Genomic DNA, 23,470 nt, shown 5'->3' on the forward strand with positions numbered 1-23,470 from the left:
CCCCGCCGCCCCCCACCCCCCCGGCACCCCCGCCCCCGCCGAGGCCCGCGCCGCCGACCGCGTCGCCCACACCGCCGCCGAGGCCGCGCCCCGTGCCCGCCCCGGTGAGCTACCCGGCGTACCGCCCGAAGGCCACCGGTCACGTGGTGACCAAGCACCGTTCGCCGGTCACCTACGTCCTGCTCATCACCGTCCCCGCGATCGTCGCCGTCGCGGCGCTGCGCCCGCGCTGACGCGCCGGGCCCCATTCCAGGAGGAACCTGTTGTCGGATTGGCTTGTTCTCGTCCTCTCGATGCTGGCGGCCTGCGCCGTGGTCGTCGTGATCGTCCTTGTGCGCAGCAGGAGGGCACCGGAGGACGAGGACCCCAGTGAGACGCCGGACGTCATCGAGTACATGACGATGTGGATCGGTGTCGTCTACGCGATCGTGCTCGGTCTCGCCATCGCGGGCGTGTGGGAGGCGCGCAGTGCGGCCCAGGACCATGTGCAGGCCGAGGCTCAGGCGCTGCACGAGGTGTCCGAGCGGGTCCGGGTCTACCCGGCGGACGTGCGGGACCGCATCCGCGGCGACATCGACACGTACGTGACGTACGTCGTGCACACCGAGTGGAAGTCGATGATCGACCACGACGAGGTGACCGCGCGCGGAGCCGAGCTGCTGTCGCGGGTGCGCAACGACGTGACGGACTACCAGCCCGCGAACGACTTCGAGGCGCAGGCGTACCAGCCGCTGCTGGACCAGATCGCCGCCGCCGACCAGGCGCGCAACGCGCGCGCCGACTCCACCGGGCCGACGATGCCGCCCGTGGTGTGGTGGGGTCTGCTGGCCGGGGCGGTCATCACCGTCGGCATGGTCTTCGCGCTCCAGATCCGGCGCACCCCGCGGGAACTGATCCTGGCCGGGCTGTTCTCGGTGACCATCGCGTTCATGCTGTTCCTGATCTGGGACTTCGACGTGCCGTACAGCCGGGGCATCGCGGCCACGGCGGAACCGTTCGAGAGCCTGTTCCCCAACGCCAGGTGACCGGGTGCGGGGCGCCGGGGCAGGGCTCCGGGCGCCCCGCGTCCTTCCGGTCGGCGTCCGTTCCCCGCACGGACCGGTCCGTCCCCGCCCGGCGGTGCTTTTCGCCCGCCCGGCCGAGGCGCGTACCCCGTTCGCGCTACTCCGTTCGCGCGGGGGCTTCCGGCTTCCTAGCGTTCCCGACGACGAGGTGCGTTGCCGGCCCGAGCGGAAGCGGTCCGCCGTGCCACGCCTCGGGACCGGAGGATGAGCATGCGTCTGATGAGCCTCGCCTGGGTCGCGCTCCTGGGCACGGCGGCCTACGCCTTCGGGGGCCCCTCGGTCCTCGCGGGCGGTGTGGAGAACGACGCCGCGCCGTTCGGTCTCGATCTGCCGTCCAGCATCGCGCCGGGCGGCCGGATGGACCTCCATCTGGACCGCAGCCAGTGCCAGGGGCTGGCCACCATAGCCTCGGGGATCTTCGACACCGTGAAGATCCCCAAGGAGCGGGACACCGCCTCGGTCACCGTCAACAGCGGAGCCCGGCCGGGTGCCGCGTACCGGATCACGGTGGACTGCGACGGGACGAGCCGCTCCAGGGAACTGACCATCGCGTCGGGCGGCGGAGGAATCGGCGGCGGTATCGGCAACGCCATCGGCGGGGTCGGCAACGCGGTGGGCGGGGTCGGCAGCACGATCGGCGGCGTCGGCAACGCGATCGGCGAGGTCGGCCCGGACGGCACGGGCCCGCAGCCGGTGCCGCTGCCGGTGACCGGCGGGGTGGACGCGGGCGTCGGCGGCGGCAGCAGGGGCCTCGATCTCCAGGAGATCGGGTTCGGCGCCCTGCTGGTGGCGGGGTCCATCGGCGCGGCCCACCGCGTCGCCCGCCGCCGCGGCACCCCGGACGGCGGCTGAGAGGGCGACGGACGCCCGGGCCGGGAGCCGGGAGCGACAACGGGCGGGGGCGGCGCCCGGTCACCCGGTACGCCGCCCCGCACGAGCCCGTCGGAGAGCCGGGACCCCTCAGACCCGGTTCTCCTGACGGCGGCGCAGCCAGTACGCGCCGCCACCGATCAGCGCACTGCCCACCAGGGTGCCGCCGATGGCCAGGTCGGCGGGCGTGGCCCCGCTGGTGGTGCTGCCGCCGAGGCCGCCCGCCACGGCACCGAGCACCGTGAAGGCACCGGGGCGGATGAGCCGGCGGTTGTCGCAGTCCACGGCGATGTCGTACCGGCCCGGAGCGGTGTCCCGGCTGATCCGGGCGACCCCGCGCGAGGTGTCGTCGCGGACCGGGGCGAGCCGGATGGTGCCGAACGCGGTCGAGGTGGCCGTACCGCCCCGGCAGCCCTCGACGGTGACCGAGAGCCGGCCCCCCGCCGCGACGACGTTCGGGGTGGCGATGATGTCGCGCGGGCCGTTGCCGCCACCCCGCCCGAAGCCGTTGCCGCCCCCGGGGCCGAAGTTGTTGCCGCCTCCGGGACCGAAGTTGTTGCCGTTGTTGTTCCCGAGGCCGTTCCCTCCGTTGGGGAAGCCGTTGCCGGGGAAGTTGCCGTTCGGGTAGCCGTTGCCGGGAATGACGACGGCGCCGCCGCCGGGCCCGACGTTGCCGCCTCCCGGCACGGTGACGACACCGTTGCCGGACTGGCCGTTCCCGTTGCCCATGCCGTCGGCGACGGCCACGGGAGTGGCGAGCCCGAGCGCGGCGACCGCTGCGCACGCGGCCGCCAGGGCACGTTGGTTCCGCATCTGATCCTCCGCGGGAGGCACCCCGGAGTCCGTCCTCCGGGTCAATCGGCGAGAAAGCACCTCCCGCCTGCACCCTCGGACGCCCGGAACACGCCCGCATGTCGAGAATGGTCCGTCCTGGTGAGCGCACCCACCCTCGAAAAAGCACACAATCCGATATTCCCGCAGGTCACGGACCGTCAGAAAAATCCTTTCGGCTGCAACTCGGATGGCGCACCCACGGGGTGACGGGCCACCCGTTCGCCCGCCGCCCCGTCGCAGCCCGCCCGGCCGGGACTTAGCTTTCTACCGAGCGCGAGGCACCTGGCGCCGGCCGTCGAGAGGGGAAGGCGAATGTCTGGTTCCGATCCGGCCGAGGTGGCCGAAGAGGAGGAGCGGCGGCGGAAACGGGCGCCCTGGGGCGTGATAGCGCTGGTGCTGCTGACCGGGCTGGCGCTCATCCGCAACGGCTCGGGCGAGTTCGACAGCGGACCGCCGCAGCCCGCGTCGGCCGCGGCGGCGGACGCCCGGAGCACCCCGGAGCCGGTGGTGGGCACCTCGTCCGCGCTGGCGTACTCGGCGGCGGACCGGGTGCGCATCCCGGCCATCGGCGTGGACGCGCCGGTGGTGCCGGTCGGGCTGGACGCTCAGGGCTTCGTGGGCGCCCCGCCGCCCGACGACCCCAACCTGGCGGGCTGGTTCACCGGGGCGGTCTCGCCGGGCGAGAAGGGCACGGCGGTCGTCGTCGGGCACGTGGACAACAAGCAGGGCCCCGCGGTGTTCTACGGGCTCGGTTCGCTGCAGAAGGGCAACCGGATCGAGGTGCGCCGCGAAGACGGGAAGACCGCCGTGTTCGACATCTACGGGGTGGAGGTCTTCGCCAAGGCCGACTTCCCGAGCGACCGGGTCTACGGCTCCAAGGGCACGCCGGAACTGCGCGTGATCACCTGCGGCGGCGGCTTCACCAAGCAGAACGGCTACGACGGCAACGTGGTCGTCTTCGCCCGCCTGGCGTCGGTCCGCTGAGGGACCGGCACCGGGCGGGCGGCGGGCGCCGTCAGATACGGCGCGGGGGCACGGTGAGGTGGTAGCCGGAGTCCAGGAGGTACGGCAGGTATTCGCGGATCGCGCGGACACTCTGCGAGCGGTCGCCCCCGGCGTCGTGGGAGAGCACCACGACACCGGGGGCGGCGCCGCTCTCGACCCGGTCGATGATGGTGGAGGTGCCGGGGACCTCCCAGTCCGTGGTGTCCACGGTCCACGCCATCGGCTCCATGCCCATCTTCGCGCCCAGTTGGAAGGCCGCCTTGTTCCAGGCGCCGTAGGGGGCGCGGAACCACTGGGGGCGCTCGCCGTAGGCGTCCTCGATGACATCGCTGGTGCGTTCCATCTCGGACTTGATGTCGCCGCGGTCGAGCTGGGTCAGCAGCGGGTGGGTCCAGGTGTGGTTGCCGACGACGTGCCCGTCCTCGGCCATCCTGGCGATGAGTTCCTTGTTGTCCACGGCCATCTCCCCGCACACGAAGAACATGGCGCGCACGTCGTACTTGGCGAGGGTGTCGAGGATGTGCGGGGTGTAGTCGGGATGGGGTCCGTCGTCGAAGGTGAGCATCATCCGGCGGCCCTTGGTGGAGATCCGCAGGATGGGCTCGTGGCGGACCTTCAGCTTCTTCGGCGCGGAACGGGGCGGACCGTAGCCGGTGAGGGGGCGGAGCCGGAAGGCGGACGACTTGGGCGCCTGGCGTGCCTGCGGCCCGGCGACCGGGACGCTGACGGTACGGGCCGTTTCCTCGCCGCCCGCCATGAGGACGCCCGCGGTGGTGCCCGCGGCCCCCACGGCGGCGGCCGATGCCAGCAGGAGCCTGCGCCGGGTGAAGAACTGATCCTTCTGCATGAACCATCAGTCGCCCGGCGGGGCGCCGCCGCACCACACCGGCACCGGTGCGGCGGCGCGAATACGCCCGTTCGGAGTACGGCGGCCCGGTGCGCGCTCCCCCTGACGGCCCAGCCCTCGCACAGCCGGCTCTCAGCAGGACGACAGCCCGAGGGCGCCGTACAGAGGGGCCGTACGGACCGGGCTCGGGGCGGAGGGCCTTCTTCCGATAGCCTCGCCGCCGTGACGGAACAGCACGAGCACGCAGAGCACGCGAACCGCTTCGAGCGGGGTACCGACGGCCCCAAGGTGATCCTGGCCGGAGTGGACGGCTCCGAGTCGTCGCTGCGCGCCGCCGCCTACGCGGGCGGTCTGGCGCGGCGGCAGAACGCGCTGCTGGCGGTGGTGTACGTGCAGCCGGTGCTGGCCGCCGGGGCGGCGCTCGGCGCGCCGGTCGCGGAGACGACCGACGAGATCGCGGAGGGCCTGATCGCGCACATCCGCGAGGCCACCGAGCGGGTCAAGGGGATATTCGAGGTGCGCTGGGAGTTCCACACCTTCCGCGGCGACGCCTACAACGGCCTGGTGACGGCCGCCGACGAACTGAAGGCGGACGCGGTGGTGGTCGGCGCCTCGGAGCAGGCGGGGCACCGGATCGTCGGCTCGGTGGCGGTACGGCTGGTGAAGGCGGGACGCTGGCCGGTGACGGTGGTTCCCTAGAGCCCGCCCGACAACTCCCGCCTGCCCGGCGGGTGGCCGGGGTCGGGGGCCGGATGTCCGCACCCCGCCCCCGTGCCCGGTCCCCGCACTGGACGCCGTCCTGCTCTCAGTCGCCCATGACCAGCCCGTCGGCGGCGGCGCCCCGGCTGAGCACCACGTCCCGGATGCGGTCGCGGACGCCCTGGAGTTCGGCGCCGTCCGCGATGGCCTGGTTGAGACCGACCACGCGGCCCGCGTCGAGGTCGTACATCTGCGGGACGTACTCGGCCCTGGTGACGCGCCAGCGGGTGCCCGGCCGGGACGGCGGGGCGAAGGTGAAGCGGGCGAGGGTGGAGTCGTTGCCACGCGAGTCCTGCACGCCCCGGTCGTTGTACATCTCCCCCGCGACCTGGTCGCCGAGCCCGTAGACGACCCAGGTGCCGTTGACCTTCTGGTACGCCTGCGGGACGTGGGTGTGGGTGCCGAGGATCAGGTCCACGTCCGGGCGGCCGTTGGTCCGCGACGCGGTGAGCCGCTCGGCCAGCGCGGTCTGGAAGCCGTCCGGGGCGTCCTGCCAGGCGGTGCCCCAGTGCACCGAGACCACGACCACGTCCGCACCGGCCAGCCGGGCGGCGCGGGCGTCGGAGATCATCCGGCCCGCGTCCACCACGTTCACCGCCCACGGCTCGCCCGGCGGCAGCCCGTTCGCCCCGGTGCCGTAGGTGTACGACAGATGCGCGACCCGCGCCGGTCCGGCCTGGTACATCGTCACCGAGCGGCCCTCGCCCTCGGTGCGGGCGGTGCCCGCGTGGCGCAGGCCGACCCGGTCCATCGCGGCGAGGGTGCGGCGGACGCCGTCGGTGCCGTCGTCCAGGGTGTGCTCGGAGGCGGTGGCGCAGCCGTCGTAGCCGGTACCGGCGAGGCCGTCGGCGAGCTGCGGCGGGGCCAGCACCCCGCCGGTTCCCGTGCCGCCCGTGCCGTCGGCCGTCACCGCGGTCTCCAGGTGGCACAGCGCCAGATCGGCGCCGCGCAGCGCGGGTTCGGCGCCCGCGAACATCGGGCGGAAGTCGTAGCCCCCGCCGCGCGCGTCGAAGCGGGCCCGCTCGACCACCGAGGCGTGCGGCACCACGTCGCCGGAGGCGGCGAGGGTGAATTCGCGCGCGGCGGGCGGTGCGGACAGCGGGGCCGCCGCGACCCCGTGCCCCTCGTTCTGGCAGGCGGCGCCGACGGCGAGCAGCGCCGTCAGCGCCAGCGCCACCTGATGCCTGCGTCCGATCATCACGTCACCCCAGGATCGTCGTATCTACGGACGTCGTATTTACCGACAAAGCCTTGACGGGCCTATGGGTATGAAGCGGGACGCTCCGGCAAACGGTCCGGACGGCGCAATTAGCCCGTCCGGCGCTCTCCGGGCGGCGGACACGCCCGGCGCGTGCGACCGTTCGGCGCCCCCGCGCGGGGTCCGGCCGACCGTTCACCGCCTCCGGGCGACCGTCCGGCGCACCGTCCGCGCACGCCCCCTGCCGCCGGGCGCGGGTCTGCGCTGCCATACGGCCATGACGCCCGGAACATCGCTCACCCCCCGGACGACCACCGCCGAGCACGAACTCGCCGCGCTCCAGCGCGAGCACGGCGGCCCGCTGTTCGCGCTGCTGCTGCGGCTCAGTGACGGAGACCGGCAGCGCGCCGAGGATCTGCTCCAGGAGACCCTGGTGCGGGCCTGGCAGCATCCCGAGGCGCTGCGCGCGGACGCCTTCGAGTCGGTACGGCCCTGGCTGGTGACGGTGGCCCGGCGGCTCGCCATCGACGCCCGGCGGGCCCGCGAGGCACGCCCGTTCGAGTCCGGCGAGGAGGTCCCGGAGAACGCGCGGACGACCGCCGACCCGGCCGAGCGGGCCGCCGCCGCCATCGACGTACGGGAGGCTGTGAAGACTCTCACGCCGGAGCACCGTGACGTCCTGCTGCTGGTGTATGTGCGCGGGGCCAGTGTGGCGGAGGCGGCGCGGACTCTGGGCATCCCGCCCGGTACCGTGAAGTCGCGCGCTTACTACGCACTGCGGGCTCTACGCAAGGGCCTTCCGGGATACGCGGCCGACCTGCGGTGAAACCGAAGGCACCGTCAAGTTTCGGCAAAGCGCCTTGCCGTGACCCCTGCCTGGGCCATGAGCTTGCCTCATCCGTGTTCCGGACGGGGCGGGTCGTGTGCCCCGGGCTGCCGGGCGACGCGCACGCACCGGAGGAAGGCAGGAAGGGATGCCGCACACAGGGCACGAGAGCACGGACGGCAGCGGTACGTGGGCCGTTCCGATGGCGTGGTTCTACGCCGAGTACATCGCGGACGAAGTGCTGCGCACCGGCGATCTGATGCCGCCGACGTCGTTCGAGTTCCGGGCCGGGCGGGAGGCGCTGGCACTCACCGTCTTCCTGTCCGACACCGACGGGGAGCTGTCCGGCATCCGGGTCGTCACCCAGCTGGAGAACTGGCTGTCGCTGACGGCGTACGACCAGCCGTGGCAGGAGTGGGTGCGCGGCCGGATGGCCGAACTCGCCCGCCGGGAGGCGGAGGAGGGCGATCCGTCGCCGGATCTGGCGCTCGCCGCCGAGGCGTGGCGCTGGCTGGAGGAGACCGAGCTGCTGGCGCCCGACCTGGACGCGGTGCCCGGCGGGGGCGTGCTGCCCGGCGAGGACGACGGGCCGCAGGTCTGGACTCCGGCGTGGCGGCTGGGGCTGCCGCTGGGGCACCTGGCGATCCACCTGTTCTGAGCAGGGGCAGGAGCCGGGTGCGGACCGGGGCAGGGGGGCGGGGTGATCAACTGTCGTACGAACGGCCGGAATTCGATCCCGTCCGCGAGTCCCGCTGCGCCGGACGACAGGTGGCCGGGCGTCAGGTCACGATTCGGTACGGCCCTTGAGCGATTCGGCTCTGCGCCGCGTACGGATGGGAGCAAGGAGTAACCCCACCCGCACTCATCGGCACGAGGATTCGGCATGTGGTCCCTGGAGAGGCATCGTGATGTCGGCGCGTACGCGCTCGGCGTGCTGGACGAAGCGGCGGCCTTCCGCTTCGAGGACCACCTCGTGACGTGCCCTCGGTGCACCGCGCAGGTGACCGAATTCGGTCCCACCGCACGGCAGTTGATGCTGTACCGCAAGTCCACCCCGCCTTTCGTCGCGCCCCTGGCCGAGCCCGGCCCCCGGCTGCTGGAGCGGCTGCTGCGCGAGCAGGCCCGGCGCCGCCGGGCGGGCCGCCGACGCCTGCTGTACGGCCTGGCCGCCTCGGTGGTCCTGGCGGTGGCCGGTCCCGCCCTGACCGCGTTCGCGGGGCATCCGGGGCAGGGGTCGGTGACCAGTGCGGCGACCGATCCGGGTACCGGGGTGTCGGCGCGGGTGACCAGCGAGGACACCGGGCAGGGCAGCCGTGTCGAGCTGACGGTGCGGGACGCCTCCGGGCCGCACACCTGCCGACTGGTCGTCGTCGGGCGGGACGGCTCCGAGCAGGTCGTGGGCGGGTGGCGGGTGGGCGGCGGGGAGCACGCGGCGACCTCCACGATGGCGGGCACCACGATGCGCCCGGAAGAGATCGCCCGCTACGAGGTCCGCACCACGGACGGCCAGCGGCTGGTGGCGGTGCCGGGCGCCTGAGAGGCACCTCCGAGCCGCGCGCCCGCTACTTCAGCAGGCGGGATATCCGGCGGTCCGCGAGCGGCTTGCCGCCGGTCTGGCAGGTGGGGCAGTACTGGAGCGCGGAGTCGCTGAAGGAGACCTCGCGGACGGTGTCGCCGCAGACCGGGCACGGCTCGCCCGCGCGGCCGTGCACCCGCATCCCGCTCTTCTTCTCCGCCTTCAGCCGCCCGGCGGCGACCCCGCGCGAGCGGTCCACCGCCTCGGTGAGCGTGGTGCGCAGCGCGGTGTACAGCCGCTCGGTCTCCTCGCCGGTGAGGGAGGCGGCCACTTTGAACGGGGACATGCGGGCCGCGTGCAGGATCTCGTCGCTGTAGGCGTTGCCGACGCCCGCGATCAGGCTCTGGTCGCGCAGCGCGCCCTTCAGCCGGCGCCGCTCGTCCTTCAGCAGCGCGGCGAACCGGGCCAGGTCGAAGCCGTCCGCGAGCGGGTCGGGGCCGAGCCGGGCGATGCCGGGCACGTCCCGCGGGTCCCGTACGACGTACACCGCGAGGCGTTTCTGCGTACCGGCCTCGGTGAGGTCGAAGCCCTCGCCGGTCTCCAGCGCGACCCGGAGCGCGAGCGGGCCCCTGCCGGGGCGTGGCGGGCCGTCGGGGAGCCGGTCCTTCCACTGGAGCCAGCCCGCGCGGGCCAGGTGGGTCACCAGGTGCGGGCCGCCGTCGGTGCCGATGGCCAGGAACTTGCCGTACCGGCGGACGGCCGCCACCTCGTGGCCCTCGACGGCGGTGACCGGCGGGTCGTAGGTCTTCAGGACGCTGACGGCGACCGGCAGCACGCGTACCACCCGGCGTCCGGTCAGGTGCTCGGCGAGGAAGTCGGTGAGTGCTTCGACCTCGGGCAGTTCCGGCATACGTCCAGGGTGCCATCCGGCTCCGGGGACGCACGCCGGGCGGCGGCGTCCGGTGCGGGCGTGCGGGACGGGCGTCCGGCCCGGGCGTACGGCCCGGCGGTCTCAGGCGGGTTCCAGCTCGCGTGCGGAGACGCGGAACTCGCACCACACGGCCTTGCCGCCGCCGCGCGCCTCGACGCCCCACTCGTCGGCGAGCCGGTCCACCAGGATCAGGCCGCGCCCGGAGACCCGGTCGTCGCTGGGTTCGCGGCGGCGCGGCAGGGCGCTGGAGGAGTCCTCGACCTCGACGCGCAGCCGCCGCCCCTCGCCGTCCAGGACGCGCAGGGTGACGACGGCGGCGCCCTCGGTGTGCAGCAGCGCGTTGGTGACGAGTTCGTCGGCGGCGAGTTCGATCTCGTCGGCGCGGTCACGGGCACCCCAGGCGCGGACGGCGGTACGGATCATGTGCCGGGCCTGGGTGAGCGCCTCGGGGTCGCCCGGCGCCACGTGCTGCTGGAGCCGTCCGCCGGGGCGCGGGGTCTCGGGGGTGCGGCGGCGCAGCAGGAGCAGCGCCACGTCGTCGTCCCCGCCGCGTTCGTCGGCGGTCTCGATGAGCCGGGTGGCCAGGTCGCGGACCTCCTCGGGGCCCGCTTCGATCTCCCGCAGCAGGGCGCGCATCCCGTCGTCCAGGTCGGCGCCGGGCTGCTCGACCAGGCCGTCGGTGCAGAGCAGCAGGGTGTGGCCGGGGTCGAGTTCGAGGGTGGCGACGGGGTAGTCCAGGGTGCCGAACTCGGCGGAGAGGCCGAGCGGCAGCCCGCCCGCGACGGGGACCCGGCGGCAGGTGCCGTCGGCGTGCCGGACCAGCGGGTCGATGTGCCCGGCGCGCACCACCTGGACCACGCCGGTGGTCAGGTCGGCCTCGGCGTAGAGGCAGGTGGCGAAGCGGTCGGTGTCGAGTTCGTGCAGGAAAACCGAGGCGCGGGCCATCACGGTGGCGGGCGGGTGGCCCTCGGCGGCGTAGGCGCGCAGCACGATGCGGAGCTGGCCCATGACGGCCGCCGCGTGCGTGTCGTGGCCCTGTACGTCGCCGATGACCGCGCCGACCCGGCCGCCGGGCAGCGGGATCAGGTCGTACCAGTCGCCGCCGATGTCCCGGCCCGGGGCGCCGGCGGCGGCCCGGTAGCGCACGGCGACGTCGGCGCCCCGGACGCTGGGGATGGTGCGCGGCAGCATGGCCTGCTGGAGGCTCTGCGCGAGGTCCTTCTCCTGCTCGTAGAGCATGGCGCGCTGGAGGCTCTGCGCGATGCTGCTGCCGAGGGCGATCAGGACGTTGCGGTCCTCGGCGGAGAAGCCGCGCCGGTCGCCGTAGAGCAGGCCCATCGCGCCGATCGGCCGGGCCTGGGCGATGAGCGGCAGATAGGCGGCGGAGGTGATGCGCAGGCCGGTGATGTGCGGCCAGAGGCCGGGGAAGCGCTCGGCGAACTCCTCCGGGGACTCGATGAAGCAGGGGGTGAGGGTGCGGACGGCCTCGCTCATCGGGTACTGCTCGTCGATGCCGGTGATCCGGGTGCCGGGGACGAAACTGCCCGCCGGGCCCTCCGCGACCAGCCGGATGCGGTCGGACTCGACCAGGCCGAGGACCAGGCTGGTGGAGCCGAGCAGGGTCAGGCCGTGGGTGTCGGTGACCACGTCGATGACGTCCTGCACGGTGCGCGCGTGGGCGAGCGCGGCGGTCGCGGTCTGCACCACGTTGGTCTGGGCGCGCCGCGCGGTCTCCTCCTCGCCGCGTGCGGTCGCCTCGCGGAGTTCGTCGGTGGCGTCCCGGAGGATGCCGATGATCCGGCGCGGGCGGCCGGTGTCGTCGCGGCGGATGTAGCCCTGGGTGTGCGTCCAGCGCAGACTGCCGTCGCGGCGGCGGACCCGGAAGTAGGTGCCGTAGTTCTCCCGGCTCTCCTTGATGGCCTGCGTGACCACGCGGTCCAGGCGGTGCCCCTCGCCGGGCGGCAGGCGCGGGGCGAGGCTCTTGGCGTAGCCGTCGTACTCGTCGGGGCGCGCGTCGAAGATCTCCCGTGCCTGCTCGTCCATGCTGAACAGACCGGTGTCCAGATCCCAGTCGAACGTGCCCATGTGGTTGAGCGCGAGGATCGGAACCGGGTGGGCGGGCCAGTCCTCCGGGAGTGACAGGGCGGCGTTCGCTCCCCGATCAGCCATGACGCCACCTTGCCAGGATTCGACGGATTCTTCGACTGGTACGACCGCAGGACAGGGTACGGGGACCGGCGGGGTTACGGCAGCGGGGCGGCGCGGTACACGGAGTGACGGGTTCCGTCGCGCGCCCGGCGCGTGCGACGCCCACGGCAGGCAGGAGCGCGCCCGTGCACTGGTTCACCGCACCCGAGGACTGGACGGCACGGCTGGTGCTCCAGCGGGCCTTGGCGGCCGTGTATCTGGCGGCGTTCCTGACCGCCGTCCGGCAGTTCCGGGCTCTGCTCGGGGAGCGGGGCATGCTGCCGGTGCCGCGCTTCACCGCGCGGACGCCGTTCCGGCGGGCGCCGAGCGTGTTCCAGTGGTACTACTCGGACCGCTTCTTCGCGGGCTGCGCCTGGACCGGGTGCGCGGTGTCGGCGGCGCTGCTCGCGGGCGCGGACGGGCTGCTGCCGCTGTGGGGCGGCATCCTGCTGTGGCTGGTGCCGTGGGCGCTGTATCTGTCCATCGTGAACGTCGGGCGGACCTGGTACGCCTTCGGCTGGGAGTCTTTGCTGCTGGAGACGGGGTTCCTGGCGGCGTTCCTCGGCAACGGGGAGGTGGCGCCGCCGGTCCTGGTGCTGTTCCTGCTGCGCTGGGTGCTGTTCCGGGTGGAGTTCGGCGCCGGGCTGATCAAGCTGCGCGGCGACGCCTGCTGGCGGAACCTGACCTGCCTGTACCACCACCACGAGACCCAGCCGATGCCGGGCCCGCTCAGCCGCTTCTTCCACCACCTGCCCCGCCCGCTGCACAAGGTGGAGGCCGCCGCCAACCACGTCACCCAACTCGTCGTGCCCTTCCTGCTGTTCACCCCGCAGCCGGTCGCCTCGGCCGCCGCCGCGCTGATGATCGCCACCCAGCTGTGGCTGATCCTCTCCGGCAACTTCGCCTGGCTGAACTGGGTCACCGTCGTGCTGGCCCTCTCCGCCCTCCGGCTCCCCGGCGGCCCCCCGCCCGCGACCGCCCCGGCGCCCCTCTGGTACGAGGTCCTGGTGCTCGGGGTCGCGGTGGTCCTGCTCGCCCTCGGCGGCCGCCCGGTGGCGAACATGATCTCCCGGCACCAGGTCATGAACCGCTCCTACGACCCGCTGCACCTGGTCAACACCTACGGCGCGTTCGGCAGCGTGGTCCGGGTCCGGCACGAGGTGATCGTCGAAGGCACCCTGGACGAGGTGCCGCGCGCCGAATCCGCCTGGCTCGCCTACGAGTTCAAGGGCAAACCGGGTGATGTACGGCGCCGCCCGCGGCAGTTCGCGCCCTACCATCTCCGGCTGGACTGGCTGATGTGGTTCGCCGCCCTCTCCCCCGGGTACGCCGACGAGTGGTTCGGCGGCCTCGTCGAACGCCTGCTGGCGAACGACCGCGACACCCTGCGCCTGCTCCGCTCCTCCCCCTTCCCGCCCGGCACCCCGCCCCGTCACGTCCGCGCCCGCCTGTACCGCTACCGCTTCACGACGCGGGAGGAACGGCGCGTGTCCGGGGCGTACTGGGAGCGGACGTACGTGCGCGAGTACCTGCCGCCCACCCGGCTCGGCCGGTAGCGGCCCCCCACCTCACGGGGTGCGGGGAACCGCGCGGCGGCCCGCACGCACGGAACCCCGCACCCCGAAGGGTGCCTCAGGCGCGCCGCAGGCGAAGGGTGCGCAGCTCGAAGGGGCGGAGGACGACCGGAATCAGGTCCCCGTCGAAGTCCGCACCCCCGCCCTCCAGCGGACGTTCCAGCAGATCGGTGGCCACGACGTCCCGCAGCGGGAACGCGACCCGGAGCGCCCCCCGAACCCGCCCCCCGTGAGCCTCGTGGAACCGCACGACGACGTCCCCGCTGCCGTCGTCCGCGAGCTTCACCGCGGTGACGACGACGGCGTCCCCCTCCACGGAGACCAGGGGCGCGACCTCCCCCGCCCCCAGGACCCGCCGCTCGGGGACGTTGATCCGCCACCCCTCCCGGACGGCGTCCCCCACGGAAGCCCCCGGCACCAGCGCGTGCCGGAACCGGTGAACGCCCTGATCGGTCTCGGGGTCGGGGAACCGGGGTGCCCGCAGCAGGGAGACCCGGACCGTGGTCGTCGTCCCCCCGTCGCCCCCGGACTCGGTACCGCGCACGGCCCGCGTCACGTCGTGGCCGTACGTGGAGTCGTTGACGACGGCGACTCCCCACCCCGGCTCGCCGACCCGCACGAACCGGTGGTTGCACGCCTCGAACTTGGCCGCCTCCCAGGACGTGTTGGTGTGGGTGGGCCGGTGGAAGTGCCCGAACTGCGTCTCGGAGGCGTACCGTTCGGCGTGCACGTCGAGCGGGAAGGCGAGCTTGAGGAACTTCTCGGTCTCGTGCCAGTCCACCTCCGTGTCCACGACGAGCCGCTTCTCGCCGGGCGCCAGCGAGAGCACCTGGGTGACACGGGAGTCCCCGAAGACGCGGCCGACCCGCACGGAGAACCCGTCCGCACCGGCCGTGACGGACTCGGCGTCGGTGAGATCGGTGACGGTGTTCCGGTAGAACTCGTCCACGTCCCAGGCGTCCCACTTGTTGGGGAAGTCGGCGTGCAGTTGGAGCAGGTTGGCGGCCGTGCCGGGGGCGACGGTCTCCCGGTCGGCGGCCACGTCGTAGGCGGACACGACGAGTCCGCGCGCGTCGATCACGACGCGCAGCAGCCCGTTGTCGAGGAGGTACCCGCCCTCGGGGCGCGGGGCGACGGTGGCGGAGCCGGGGTCGGCCGGGGCGCCCGCGCCACCGGCCGGGACACCGGCCCGCGCGTGCGGGGCGGCGTTGAAGACGAGCGGGACGCTCCCGTCACCGGCGAGCGCGCGCTGGGCGGCGTCGATGACGGCCTCCAGTTCGCGGGCGACGCGCGCGTAGGTGGCGCGGGCCTCCCGGTGCACCCAGGCGATGGAGGAGCCGGGCAGGATGTCGTGGAACTGGTGGAGCAGCACCGTCTTCCACAGGCGGTCCAACTCCTCGTAGGGGTAGGGGAATCCGGTCCGTACGGCGGCGGTGGCCGCCCACAGCTCGGCCTCCCGGAGCAGGTGTTCGCTGCGCCGGTTGCCCTGCTTGGTGCGGGCCTGGCTGGTGAGGGTGGCCCGGTGGAGTTCGAGGTACAGCTCGCCGACCCAGACGGGCGGGGCGGGGTACTCGGCCTCGGCCTTCTCGAAGAAGGCGCGCGGGGTCTCCCAGGTGACGGTGGCCGAGCCCTCCAGGTCGCTCAGCCGGGCCGCCTTGGCGACCATCTCGCGCGTGGTGCCGCCGCCGCCGTCGCCCCAGCCAGTGGGCGCGAGGGAGTGCCGGGCGCGCCCCTTGTCCTTGAAGTTCCGTGCGGCGTGGGCGAGTTCGGAGCCGCGCATGGAGCAGTTGTAGGTGTCCACGGGCGGGAAGTGGGTGAAGATCCGGGTGCCGTCGATGCCCTCCCACTGGAAGGTGTGGTGGGGGAAGCTGTTCGTCTGCGACCAGGAGATCTTCTGCGTGAGCAGCCACTTGGACCCGGCCGCCTTGATGATCTGCGGCAGCCCGGCGGCGAAGCCGAACGTGTCGGGCAGCCACGCCTCCTCGTTCTCGATGCCGAACTCGTCGAGGAAGAACCGCTTTCCGTGCACGAACTGCCGGGCCATCGCCTCCGAGCCGGGCATGTTGGTGTCGGACTCGACCCACATGCCGCCCGCCGGTACGAACCGCCCGTCCGCGACGGCCTTCTTGACCCGCGCCCACACCTCGGGCCGGTGTTCCTTCACCCAGGCCCACTGCTGTGCCTGGGACATGGCGAACACGAAGTCGGGTTCGTCCTCGATGAGCGCGGTCATGTTGGACGTCGTACGGGCGACCTTCCGCACGGTCTCGCGCAGCGGCCACAGCCAGGCGGAGTCGATGTGCGCGTGCCCGACCGCGCTGATCCGGTGCGCGGACGGCACGGCCGGCGCCGCCAGCACCTCGGCCAGCTGTGCGCGGGCGCGCTCCGCCGTGCCGCCCACGTCCTGGAGATCGACCACGTCCAGCGCCCGGCCGACCGCGCGCAGGATGTCGTGGCGGCGGGCGGAGTCCGCGGGCAGCTCGGCCATCAGCTCGCCGAGCACCTCCAGGTCGAGCACCAGGTTCCACACGTTCTCGTCGAACACGGCGAGATCCATGCGGGTGAGCGTGTACTGCGGCTCGCTCCCGGCGGTCTCCCGGTCGCCCAACCGGGTGGGACGGAAGGGGTGGTAGTCGAGGATGACCGGGTTGGAGGCGGCCTCGACGTGCAGGCGCACCTCCTCGCCGCCCGCGACGGGCGCGCCGATCCGCACCCACTGGTTGCGCGGGTTGAGCCCCTTCACCGGGCTCCCGTCGGGCCGGTAGACCAGGCCCTCGCACTGGAAGCCGGGCATGTTCTCGTCGAAGCCGAGGTCGAGCAGGGCCTCGACGGTACGGCCCGCCCACGCCTCGGGGACGGTCCCGGTCACCCGGAACCAGCTCGTCCCCCAGGGGGCGCCCCAGCGGGCGCCCACCTCGATCGGCTCGGGCCGCGCGGCGAGCCCCTCCTCGACCGGCACGGGTTCACCGGGCGCGTTCCACACCGCGACCGCGAGCGGCACGGACTCGGGGTACACGGCCGGACGGATGCGCTCGTCCAGGACGCGCCGGAGACGGGCTTCGACCAGATCGCGGTCGTCATGCATACGGAGTGCTCCCTCTCGGAGTCTCGGAGTCTCGGGGATCGGGGGTCTGGGGGGGCTGGGGTCTCGGGGGCGGCCCGGTGGGCGCGGGCTACCAGGTGTGGGTGACGGTGACGGGAGCGGAGGCGTTGTACAGCTCCCCCACCGCGCGCAGTTCGAACCGTGCGGCACGCTCCCCGTCCGCCGGAAGCAGCCCGGCGACGTAGAACGCCCGCTGGCCGGTGCCGCCGAGGAACCGCCGGGTGCCGTCGGGCAGTACGCGGTGCAGCTCGTAGTGGCGTACCGAGGCGCATCCGGCGTCCCAGGCGAACCGCAGGTCGCCGCCCGAGGCCGCGGTGATCCGCGGTGCCCGGGGCGCGGCGGGGACGGCGCCATTGTCGTGCACGGCGAGTCCGCCGAGCCGCCAGCGCACCGGCCCGCCGTCGGGCGCGGTCAGCCGGACGCCGAGGGCGCGGACGGTGCCGGACAGCCCGGTGAGCCGTACGGTCGTGGTCCGCCAGGTGCCGGAGGAGGCGACGGGCAGGAAGGTGTACGGCGGTGCGGCGCCCGGCGCGGCGGGTTCGCCGGTGGCGACGGCGATTTCGACGTTCACCGTGCCGCTGTCGGTGCGGTGGGTCAGCTCGACCACGGTGTTCCGGGTGAGCGGCAGCCGGGTGGCGTACAGGTCGAGGACGGCGGGCCGGTCGGGGCTGCCGTCCACGAGGACGCTGCTGCCGCCGCGCCAGGCGTCGGCGAAGTCGAGGGTGACGGCGGGCCGGGCGCCCTCGGTGCGGACGGTCCAGCGGCGGGCGGGCAGCCGGTCCTGGAGGCCGAGGTGGTTCCACGGGGTGTCGGAGGTGACGGTTCCCCTGTCGTACCAGCGCAGTCCGTGGCCGGTGTTGAAGACGGTGGCGAACGGCAGCGCGGTGACGGTGGAGCGGTCGGCGGACCAGACGGCCGGGGCGCGCCACGGGTCGGCGGGGTCGGGGCGGGCCGGGTCGAGGGAGCGGCCGGTCCAGAAGCGGTCGTCGGCGGCGTGGAAGTCGGCGGGGGTGCGCCGGTCGGCGGGGAGGTGGTTGCGGGTCCATTCGGGCCGGTAGAAGCCGACGGAGGCGGTGTGCGGGCTTCCGGTGGGGACGACGGCGTCCCAGTTGACGGAGGAGTCCGAGCCCCTCGACTCCACGTCCACGCCCGCCCACAGGTCGTAGCGGCCGCGGCCGAGCGCGTCGGCGCGGGCCGCGGAGGCGGCGAGGGTGCCAGTGCTCCAGCGGAAGTCCAGGAACATGCCGTCGGCGGTGCGGAAGAACGGCTCGTTGCGGTCGTTCAGCGCGCCCTGCCAGCTCACCGCGCCGTTCGTGGTCATAGCGTCGTACCAGGTGACGCGCTGGCCCCGCCCGGCGGCGAGGGTCTTCAGCTCGGTGAGGAAGCCGAGCATCGCGGTGCCCAGAGCGGTGTTGCCGCCACCGGTCTCGGCGTTGACGAACCAGCCGTCGAAGCCGTACGCGGCGGCGACCGCGACGAGTTGGGCGGCGAGCGGGTAGTGCCCGGCGTCGTCCTGCTGCACGAGGTCGCGGGTCCACTGGAGCTGGCCGCCGAACGCGGTGGGCGGCAGGAAGACGTTGCCGAGGACGGGGACGCCGTGCCGGTGGGCGGCGTCCACGACCGGGGCGTTGGGGGCGAGGATCAGTCCCTCGCCGGAGGAGCCGCCCCAGAAGACGAGTTCGTCCAGGTGGCCCCAGTGCGTGAGGGCGTAGTAGTCGGCGGTGGCCGCCCCCTGGGAGGGGTTGGACGAGGTGGGCCCGAAGGAGACCAGGGCCTGGACGCGGGCCTGCCCGGCGCGGGCGGTGCCGTTGGCGGGGACCGGGGTGAAGCGGGCGGCGAGCGGGACGGACGCGGTGTTGAAGGCGAGGTCCGGGTCGTCGGCGGCGCTCCAGGTCTTCAGGCTCCGCCAGGTGATGCCGGCCCCCGGTGTTCCGGCGGGCAGGGTGTCGGGGTACCAGTAGGCGGCGTACGGCGCGGTGGCGGGGGCGAGCGGGCGGCGGCGGGTGGGGGTGGCCGGAGCGGCGGAGGCGGGGCCGGTGGGCAGGAGCGCGGCGGCGCCGGTGGCCGCGCCGGTGGCGAGGACGGCGCGTCGGGTGGGGTTCACGGGTACGTTCCTCCGAGTGGGGTGAGTACCTGGGCGGGGGTGACGACCTCGGTGATGCCGCGCGCGGCGAGGTGTTCCTTGTCGTCGGCGCGGGTGTCGAGGACGGCGGTGGGGCGGGCGCCGTCCGCGGTGAGCCGGAAGAAGGCGTCGAAGACGGGCCCGCCGGGCGCGCAGCGGGAGCGGTGCGCCGGGTCGGCGGGGACGGTGAGCGCGGTGGTGCGCGGGGCGGGCGCGGGGCGGGTGCCGCGGGCGGCGGCGGCCTCGGCGAGGACGCGGGCGGTGTCCTTGGGCCGCCGGTCACTGGTGAACAGGCCGAGCCCGTATTCGAGTTCGGGGAAGTCGGCGAGGCCGCGCGACACGTCGTGGGAGCACCACCAGGTGATGCCCCACAGGTCGGGGCAGTCCAGGACATGGCGGACGGTGGCCTCGGTGAAGGCGGCGGCGTGCTCGGGCGGGACGAACGGCGCGGGGGCGCCGACCTCCTGGAGCCAGACCGGCCGGTGCGGTGCGTCCGCCCACGCCTTGCTCAGCTCGACCAGATACGCGGCGTGGTGCTCGACGGGCACGGAGGTCCGGCCGTGGCGCTGGGCGGTGCCGTTGAACACCCAGGAGTGCACGGCGGTGACGTCCCCGAGCCGTGCGGAGTGCGCGGGGGTGAACGGCTGGTCGTCCTGGTACCAGGCGGCGTCGTACGAGGCGTGCAGACGCAGCTTGCCGGGGGCGCCCTCGGCGCAGGCGTCGAGCATCCGGGTGAGCCAGCGCCCGGCGTCCTCGGGGCTCACCGGGTCGGGGTCGGGGTGCGGGGCGGAGGCGAACTGGTTGACCTCGTTGCCGACGGTCATGCCGATGAAGTGCGGGCGGTCCGCGAGCGCGGCGGCCAGTGTGCGCAGGTAGGCGGCCTGGCCGTCCAGCACGCCGGGGTCGGTGAAGAGGTTGCGCCGGTGCCAGGTGCGGGTCCAGGCGGGCAGGAAGTCGAAGCTGCTCAGGTGCCCCTGGAGACCGTCCACGTTGACGTCCAGGCCGCGTTCGGCGGCGGCGTCCGCGAGCGCGACGAGCTGTTCCACGGCGCGGGGGCGGATCAGGGTGCGGTTGGGCTGGAAGTACGGCCAGAGCGGGAAGACGCGGACATGGTCGAGGCCGAGGGCTGCGATGGAGTCGAGGTCGGCGCGGACGGCGTCCAGGTCGAAGTCCAGCCAGTGGTGGAACCACCCTTCGCTCGGGGTGTAGTTGACGCCGAGGCGCACGGCAGGGGGCATGGGTGTCCTTGCTGCTCATGGGGGTGGGAGGGCGTGCCGCCGCGGCGGGTCACCCCTTGACGGCGCCCTCGCCGACCCCGCGGAAGAAGTACCGCTGGAGGCAGGCGAACAGGGCGATGAGCGGGGCGACGGCGACGACGGTCCCGGCGGCGACCAGGCGTTCGTCGTTGGCGAAGGTGCCGTGCAGGTAGTTGAGGCCGATGGTGAGGGTGAACCGGGAGGGGTCGCTGAGCACGATCAGCGGCCACAGGAAGTCGTCCCAGGCACCCATGAAGGAGAAGATCGCCACCACCGCGAGAGTGCCTCTGACGGCGGGCAGCGCGATCCGGGTGAAGCGCTGCCAGGCGTTGGCGCCGTCCACCCGGGCTGCTTCCTCGATCTCGTAGGGGAGGTTGCGGAACGCGTTGCGCATCAGCAGGACGTTCATCGCGCCGACCGAGCCGGGCAGCACCACGCCCACCAGGGTGTTGTTCAGGCCGAGTTCGCGCATGGTGGTGAACTGGGCGATGAAGATGCCCTCCACCGGTACGAGCATCGCCAGCACGAACACGAGGGTGGCGGCGCGGCGGCCGGGGTAGCGCAGCCGGGCCAGCGCGTATCCGGCGAGGGCGGAGCCGACGCAGTTGGTGACGACGCTCGCGCCCGCCACCTTCAGGGAGTTGAGGGCGTAGTCCCAGACGGGCACGGTGTCCGCGACCCGTTCGTAGTTGCGCAGGGTGGGGTGGCGGGGCAGGAAGGACGGCGGGGAGCCGTAGATGTCCTCGGTGGGGCTCTTGAGCGAGGTGGAGAGCTGCCAGAGGAACGGGCCGACGGTCAGGGCGAGCACGATCAGCAACAGCAGGTAGCGCAGGACGAGTTCGGCGGGGCGGACGCGGCGGCCCCCGGTGTCGGTGATTCGGCGCCGCCGGGCGGCGGGCGGTTCGGCGGGGGGCCGGGTGCCGGGGCGGTGGGACGGCCGGTCGAGGACGCTCATGTCTCCTCCCGGCGGTCGGCGCGCAGCACGAGCAGCATCAGCGCGACGGTGACGGCGAACACGACGACGGAGAGGGCGGAGGCGTAGCCGACGCGGCCGGTCAGCCCGGTGCCGGTGCGCTGGACCAGCATGACGAGGGTGGTGTCCTCGCCCGCCGGTCCGCCGCTCGGCCCGGCCATCAGATACACCTCGGAGAACACCTTGAACGCGGCGACCGAGGAGAGCGCGGCGACCAGCACCATCGTGGACCGCACGGCGGGCACGGTGACGGAGAGAAACCGGCGCACGGGTCCGGCGCCGTCCACGGCGGCGGCCTCGTGTAGTTCGCGGGGCACGTTCGCCAGCGCGGCGAGATAGATGATCATGTAGTAGCCGAGGCCCTTCCACACGGTCACCGCCATCGCGCTGAGCAGCAGCAGCCACGGGTCGCTGAGGAACCCGACCCGGCCCGCCCCGGCCGCCTCCAGCAGCGAGTTGACCAGGCCCCGTTCGTCCAGCAGCCACACCCAGATCAGCCCGACGACCACGACCGAGGCGACGACCGGGGTGTAGAACGCGGACCGGAAGAAGGCGACGCCGGGGATGTGCCGCCGCACCAGCAGGGCGAGCAGCAGGGGCAGCACGACCAGCGCGGGGACGACCCCGACGACGTAGAGGACGCTGTTGCGCAGGCCGGTCCAGAACATGTCGTCGTGCAGCAGCTCGCGGTAGTTGGCGAGTCCGACGAACCGGCCGGGGAGCAGGACCCGCCGGTCGGTAAGGGAGTTCACCAGGGTCGAGACGAACGGGTAGAGCGCGAACCCGCCCGCGATCAGCAGTCCGGGTGCGGCGAACAGCCAGGGACTGGTGGGCAGTTGACGCCGGATGCCGGGGGCGCGCCGGGCGGCGGGTACGACGCGCGGGGTGGGCGGGACGCGTGGGGCGGGCGGCGGTGCGGGGACCGGGGCGGGGGCGGTCATCCGGGGTCAGCCCTGCTGCTTCAGCAGCGTGTCGCACTCCCGGACGGCGTTGTCGAGCGCGGCCTCGGGACTCTCCTTGCCCTGGAGCGCCTTGGCGACCTGGTTGCGCAGTGCGGTCTTCATCTGCTCGCTGAACAGCACGGGGGTGTAATTGACCGCTGTCTTCAGGGACTTGGCGGCGGCGACACGCACCCGTGTCTCGTCGCTGCCGTCATCCTCGGTGAAGTACGGGTCGTCCAGGGAACCGGCGGTGCTGGGGAAGATGGCGACCTGCTTGGCGAACGCCATCTGGTTGCTCGCGTCGGTGACGAAGTGGGCGAAGGCGACGGCCGCCGGGGTGTGCCGGGTCCGGGAGTTGACCATGACGCCCATGACGTACATGTTGGCGTGCCCGGTGCTGGTGATCTGGTCGGTGATGCCGATGTTCCGGTAGAGGCTCGGCGCCTGCTTCTTGAAGTTGCCGAGGTCCAGGGCGCTGCCGGGGTTCATGGCGACGGCTCCGGTGAGGAACTTCTTGCCGGTGGACTCGGGGGTGGCGGTGAGCGCCTGCGGGTCGAGCGCCTTCGCGTCGTACAACTGCTTGTACTTGGTGAGGAGTTCGACGCCCTTGGGGTCGTTGAAGGCGAAGCCGTCGCCCGCCTTGTTCATCAGGGGGACGCCGTAGCGGCCGAAGTCCTCGACGGTGGGGACGTTGGCGAGGGTGGCGACCTTGCCGCCGCTGCGCTCGGCCATGCGCAGCGCGTCGGAGAACAGGTCGTCGTAGGTCTTCGGGGGTGCGTCGGGGTCGAGCCCGGCCTTCTTGAACAGGGACTTGTTGTAGAACAGCGGGCCGGTGTTCAGGTACCAGGGGAAGGCGTACGTGCCGTGCCGTCCGGGGACCTCGTGGCTCGCCCAGGCACCGGCCAGATACTCGGACCTGTACTGTCCGGCGGCCTTGTCGAGATCGAGGGCGAGTCCCGCCCCCGCGAGCGGGGCGACGAGGTCCGGGGAGACGTTGACGACGTCGGGCAGGGTGCCTCCGGCCGCGTCGGCGCTGATCTTGTCGGCGTATCCCTCGGCGGGCTGGTCGATCCATTTCACGTGCGTGCCGGGGTACTTCTTCTCGAAGTCGGCGACGACCTTCTCGAAATACGGCGTGAAGTTGGCGCGCAGGTTCCAGGTCTGGAAGGTGATCTCGCCCTCGGGCTTGCCGGAGGCGTCGGAACCACCGGCGCCGCCGCCGTCACCGCCCGAGCCGCAGGCGCTCAGCGGCAGGAGGAGGGCGACGGCTGCGGTGGTGAGGATGGCGCGGGAGATACGCACGGCGACGGGCTCCTCTGGGGCGGGGGGATGTGACCGAAGGTGCCGCGGCAGACTTTCGCAACGCTTTTCGGGGCCGTCAATGGATACGGCGCGGCTAAAGTCATTAGTGACCGGATCACGCCCCGAACTCGCAGGTGGGAAAGGTGAGTCCGGCCTCTTGTG

Annotated in this window: 20 protein-coding genes; 9 read left to right on the plus strand and 11 right to left on the minus strand. The window is 73.3% G+C overall.

Features of this window, described 5'->3' with window-relative positions; all coding sequences use genetic code 11:
- Positions 1-92: 92 nt before the first annotated feature.
- From KUM39_RS18165 to KUM39_RS18175, 3 genes are all read left to right on the plus strand, one after another.
- Entirely contained in the window at positions 93-233 is a 141-nt protein-coding gene (locus tag KUM39_RS18165) for a hypothetical protein (protein WP_217786801.1), read from the plus strand.
- A 30-nt stretch (positions 234-263) separates the two neighbouring features.
- Entirely contained in the window at positions 264-1,025 is a 762-nt protein-coding gene (locus KUM39_RS18170; protein WP_217786741.1) for a bestrophin-like domain, read from the plus strand.
- Positions 1,026-1,268: 243 nt separating this feature from the next.
- A complete protein-coding gene (locus KUM39_RS18175) occupies positions 1,269-1,916 on the plus strand; it encodes a hypothetical protein (RefSeq protein ID WP_217786742.1) in 648 nt (215 codons plus the stop codon).
- A gap of 108 nt (positions 1,917-2,024) precedes the next feature.
- Here the strand turns inward: KUM39_RS18175 and KUM39_RS18180 are convergent, their stop codons facing one another.
- Positions 2,025-2,747 carry a hypothetical protein gene (locus KUM39_RS18180; protein WP_217786743.1) on the minus strand — a complete coding sequence of 241 codons (723 nt, stop codon included), beginning with the start codon at positions 2,745-2,747 and terminating at the stop codon, positions 2,025-2,027.
- Positions 2,748-3,080: 333 nt separating this feature from the next.
- On the opposite strand from KUM39_RS18180, the gene KUM39_RS18185 reads away from it, so the two are divergent.
- On the plus strand, positions 3,081-3,752 hold the full coding sequence (locus tag KUM39_RS18185; RefSeq protein WP_217786744.1) for a class F sortase: 672 nt from the start codon (positions 3,081-3,083) through the stop codon (positions 3,750-3,752).
- A 31-nt stretch (positions 3,753-3,783) separates the two neighbouring features.
- On the opposite strand, the gene KUM39_RS18190 is transcribed toward KUM39_RS18185, so the two are convergent.
- Positions 3,784-4,620 carry a polysaccharide deacetylase family protein gene (locus KUM39_RS18190; protein WP_217786745.1) on the minus strand — a complete coding sequence of 279 codons (837 nt, stop codon included), beginning with the start codon at positions 4,618-4,620 and terminating at the stop codon, positions 3,784-3,786.
- A gap of 222 nt (positions 4,621-4,842) precedes the next feature.
- Between KUM39_RS18190 and KUM39_RS18195 the strand changes: the two genes are divergently transcribed.
- A complete protein-coding gene (locus KUM39_RS18195; RefSeq protein ID WP_217786746.1) occupies positions 4,843-5,319 on the plus strand; it encodes a universal stress protein in 477 nt (158 codons plus the stop codon).
- A gap of 106 nt (positions 5,320-5,425) precedes the next feature.
- Here the strand turns inward: KUM39_RS18195 and KUM39_RS18200 are convergent, their stop codons facing one another.
- On the minus strand, positions 5,426-6,577 hold the full coding sequence (locus tag KUM39_RS18200; protein ID WP_217786747.1) for a CapA family protein: 1,152 nt from the start codon (positions 6,575-6,577) through the stop codon (positions 5,426-5,428).
- A 277-nt stretch (positions 6,578-6,854) separates the two neighbouring features.
- Here KUM39_RS18200 and KUM39_RS18205 point away from each other — a divergent pair, with 277 nt between their 5' ends.
- The 3 genes from KUM39_RS18205 to KUM39_RS18215 all read left to right on the plus strand — a co-directional run bounded on the left by KUM39_RS18205 (position 6,855) and on the right by KUM39_RS18215 (position 8,940).
- A complete protein-coding gene (locus KUM39_RS18205; protein WP_217786748.1) occupies positions 6,855-7,403 on the plus strand; it encodes a sigma-70 family RNA polymerase sigma factor in 549 nt (182 codons plus the stop codon).
- 148 nt (positions 7,404-7,551) lie between these two features.
- Positions 7,552-8,061, plus strand: a complete 510-nt coding sequence (locus tag KUM39_RS18210; RefSeq protein ID WP_217786749.1) for a hypothetical protein — start codon at positions 7,552-7,554, stop codon at positions 8,059-8,061.
- Between the two features lie 225 nt (positions 8,062-8,286).
- The gene (locus tag KUM39_RS18215) at positions 8,287-8,940 is read left to right on the plus strand and encodes a zf-HC2 domain-containing protein (RefSeq protein ID WP_217786750.1); all 654 of its coding nucleotides are present in this window, start codon (positions 8,287-8,289) and stop codon (positions 8,938-8,940) included.
- A 25-nt stretch (positions 8,941-8,965) separates the two neighbouring features.
- On the opposite strand, the gene KUM39_RS18220 is transcribed toward KUM39_RS18215, so the two are convergent.
- Both KUM39_RS18220 and KUM39_RS18225 read right to left on the minus strand, forming a co-directional pair.
- Positions 8,966-9,829: an Fpg/Nei family DNA glycosylase gene (locus KUM39_RS18220; RefSeq protein WP_217786751.1), complete on the minus strand. Its 864-nt coding sequence runs from the start codon at positions 9,827-9,829 to the stop codon at positions 8,966-8,968.
- Positions 9,830-9,931: 102 nt separating this feature from the next.
- Positions 9,932-12,019 (minus strand): SpoIIE family protein phosphatase, encoded by a 2,088-nt coding sequence (locus KUM39_RS18225; protein ID WP_217786752.1) that lies wholly within the window; start codon positions 12,017-12,019, stop codon positions 9,932-9,934.
- Positions 12,020-12,183: 164 nt separating this feature from the next.
- On the opposite strand from KUM39_RS18225, the gene KUM39_RS18230 reads away from it, so the two are divergent.
- Entirely contained in the window at positions 12,184-13,593 is a 1,410-nt protein-coding gene (locus tag KUM39_RS18230) for a lipase maturation factor family protein (RefSeq protein WP_217786753.1), read from the plus strand.
- Positions 13,594-13,669: 76 nt separating this feature from the next.
- Here the strand turns inward: KUM39_RS18230 and KUM39_RS18235 are convergent, their stop codons facing one another.
- The 6 genes from KUM39_RS18235 to KUM39_RS18260 form a co-directional block, all read right to left on the minus strand.
- Positions 13,670-16,696 (minus strand): alpha-mannosidase, encoded by a 3,027-nt coding sequence (locus KUM39_RS18235; RefSeq protein ID WP_217786754.1) that lies wholly within the window; start codon positions 16,694-16,696, stop codon positions 13,670-13,672.
- An 88-nt stretch (positions 16,697-16,784) separates the two neighbouring features.
- Entirely contained in the window at positions 16,785-18,818 is a 2,034-nt protein-coding gene (locus KUM39_RS18240; protein ID WP_217786755.1) for an endo-beta-N-acetylglucosaminidase, read from the minus strand.
- On the minus strand, positions 18,815-20,074 hold the full coding sequence (locus KUM39_RS18245; RefSeq protein ID WP_217786756.1) for a glycoside hydrolase 5 family protein: 1,260 nt from the start codon (positions 20,072-20,074) through the stop codon (positions 18,815-18,817). Before KUM39_RS18245 ends, KUM39_RS18240 begins: the two co-directional genes overlap by 4 nt.
- A 49-nt stretch (positions 20,075-20,123) precedes the next feature.
- The gene (locus tag KUM39_RS18250) at positions 20,124-21,047 is read right to left on the minus strand and encodes a carbohydrate ABC transporter permease (RefSeq protein ID WP_217786757.1); all 924 of its coding nucleotides are present in this window, start codon (positions 21,045-21,047) and stop codon (positions 20,124-20,126) included.
- Positions 21,044-22,006 carry a carbohydrate ABC transporter permease gene (locus tag KUM39_RS18255; protein WP_217786758.1) on the minus strand — a complete coding sequence of 321 codons (963 nt, stop codon included), beginning with the start codon at positions 22,004-22,006 and terminating at the stop codon, positions 21,044-21,046. The genes KUM39_RS18250 and KUM39_RS18255 overlap by 4 nt, the downstream gene beginning before the upstream one ends.
- Positions 22,007-22,012: 6 nt before the next feature.
- Positions 22,013-23,308, minus strand: coding sequence for an ABC transporter substrate-binding protein (locus KUM39_RS18260; RefSeq protein WP_217786759.1), 1,296 nt, complete (start codon positions 23,306-23,308; stop codon positions 22,013-22,015).
- Between the last annotated feature and the right edge of the window lie 162 nt (positions 23,309-23,470).

It is taken from the genome of Streptomyces corallincola (genome assembly GCF_019104725.1).
Lineage (GTDB): Bacteria > Actinomycetota > Actinomycetes > Streptomycetales > Streptomycetaceae > Streptomyces > Streptomyces corallincola.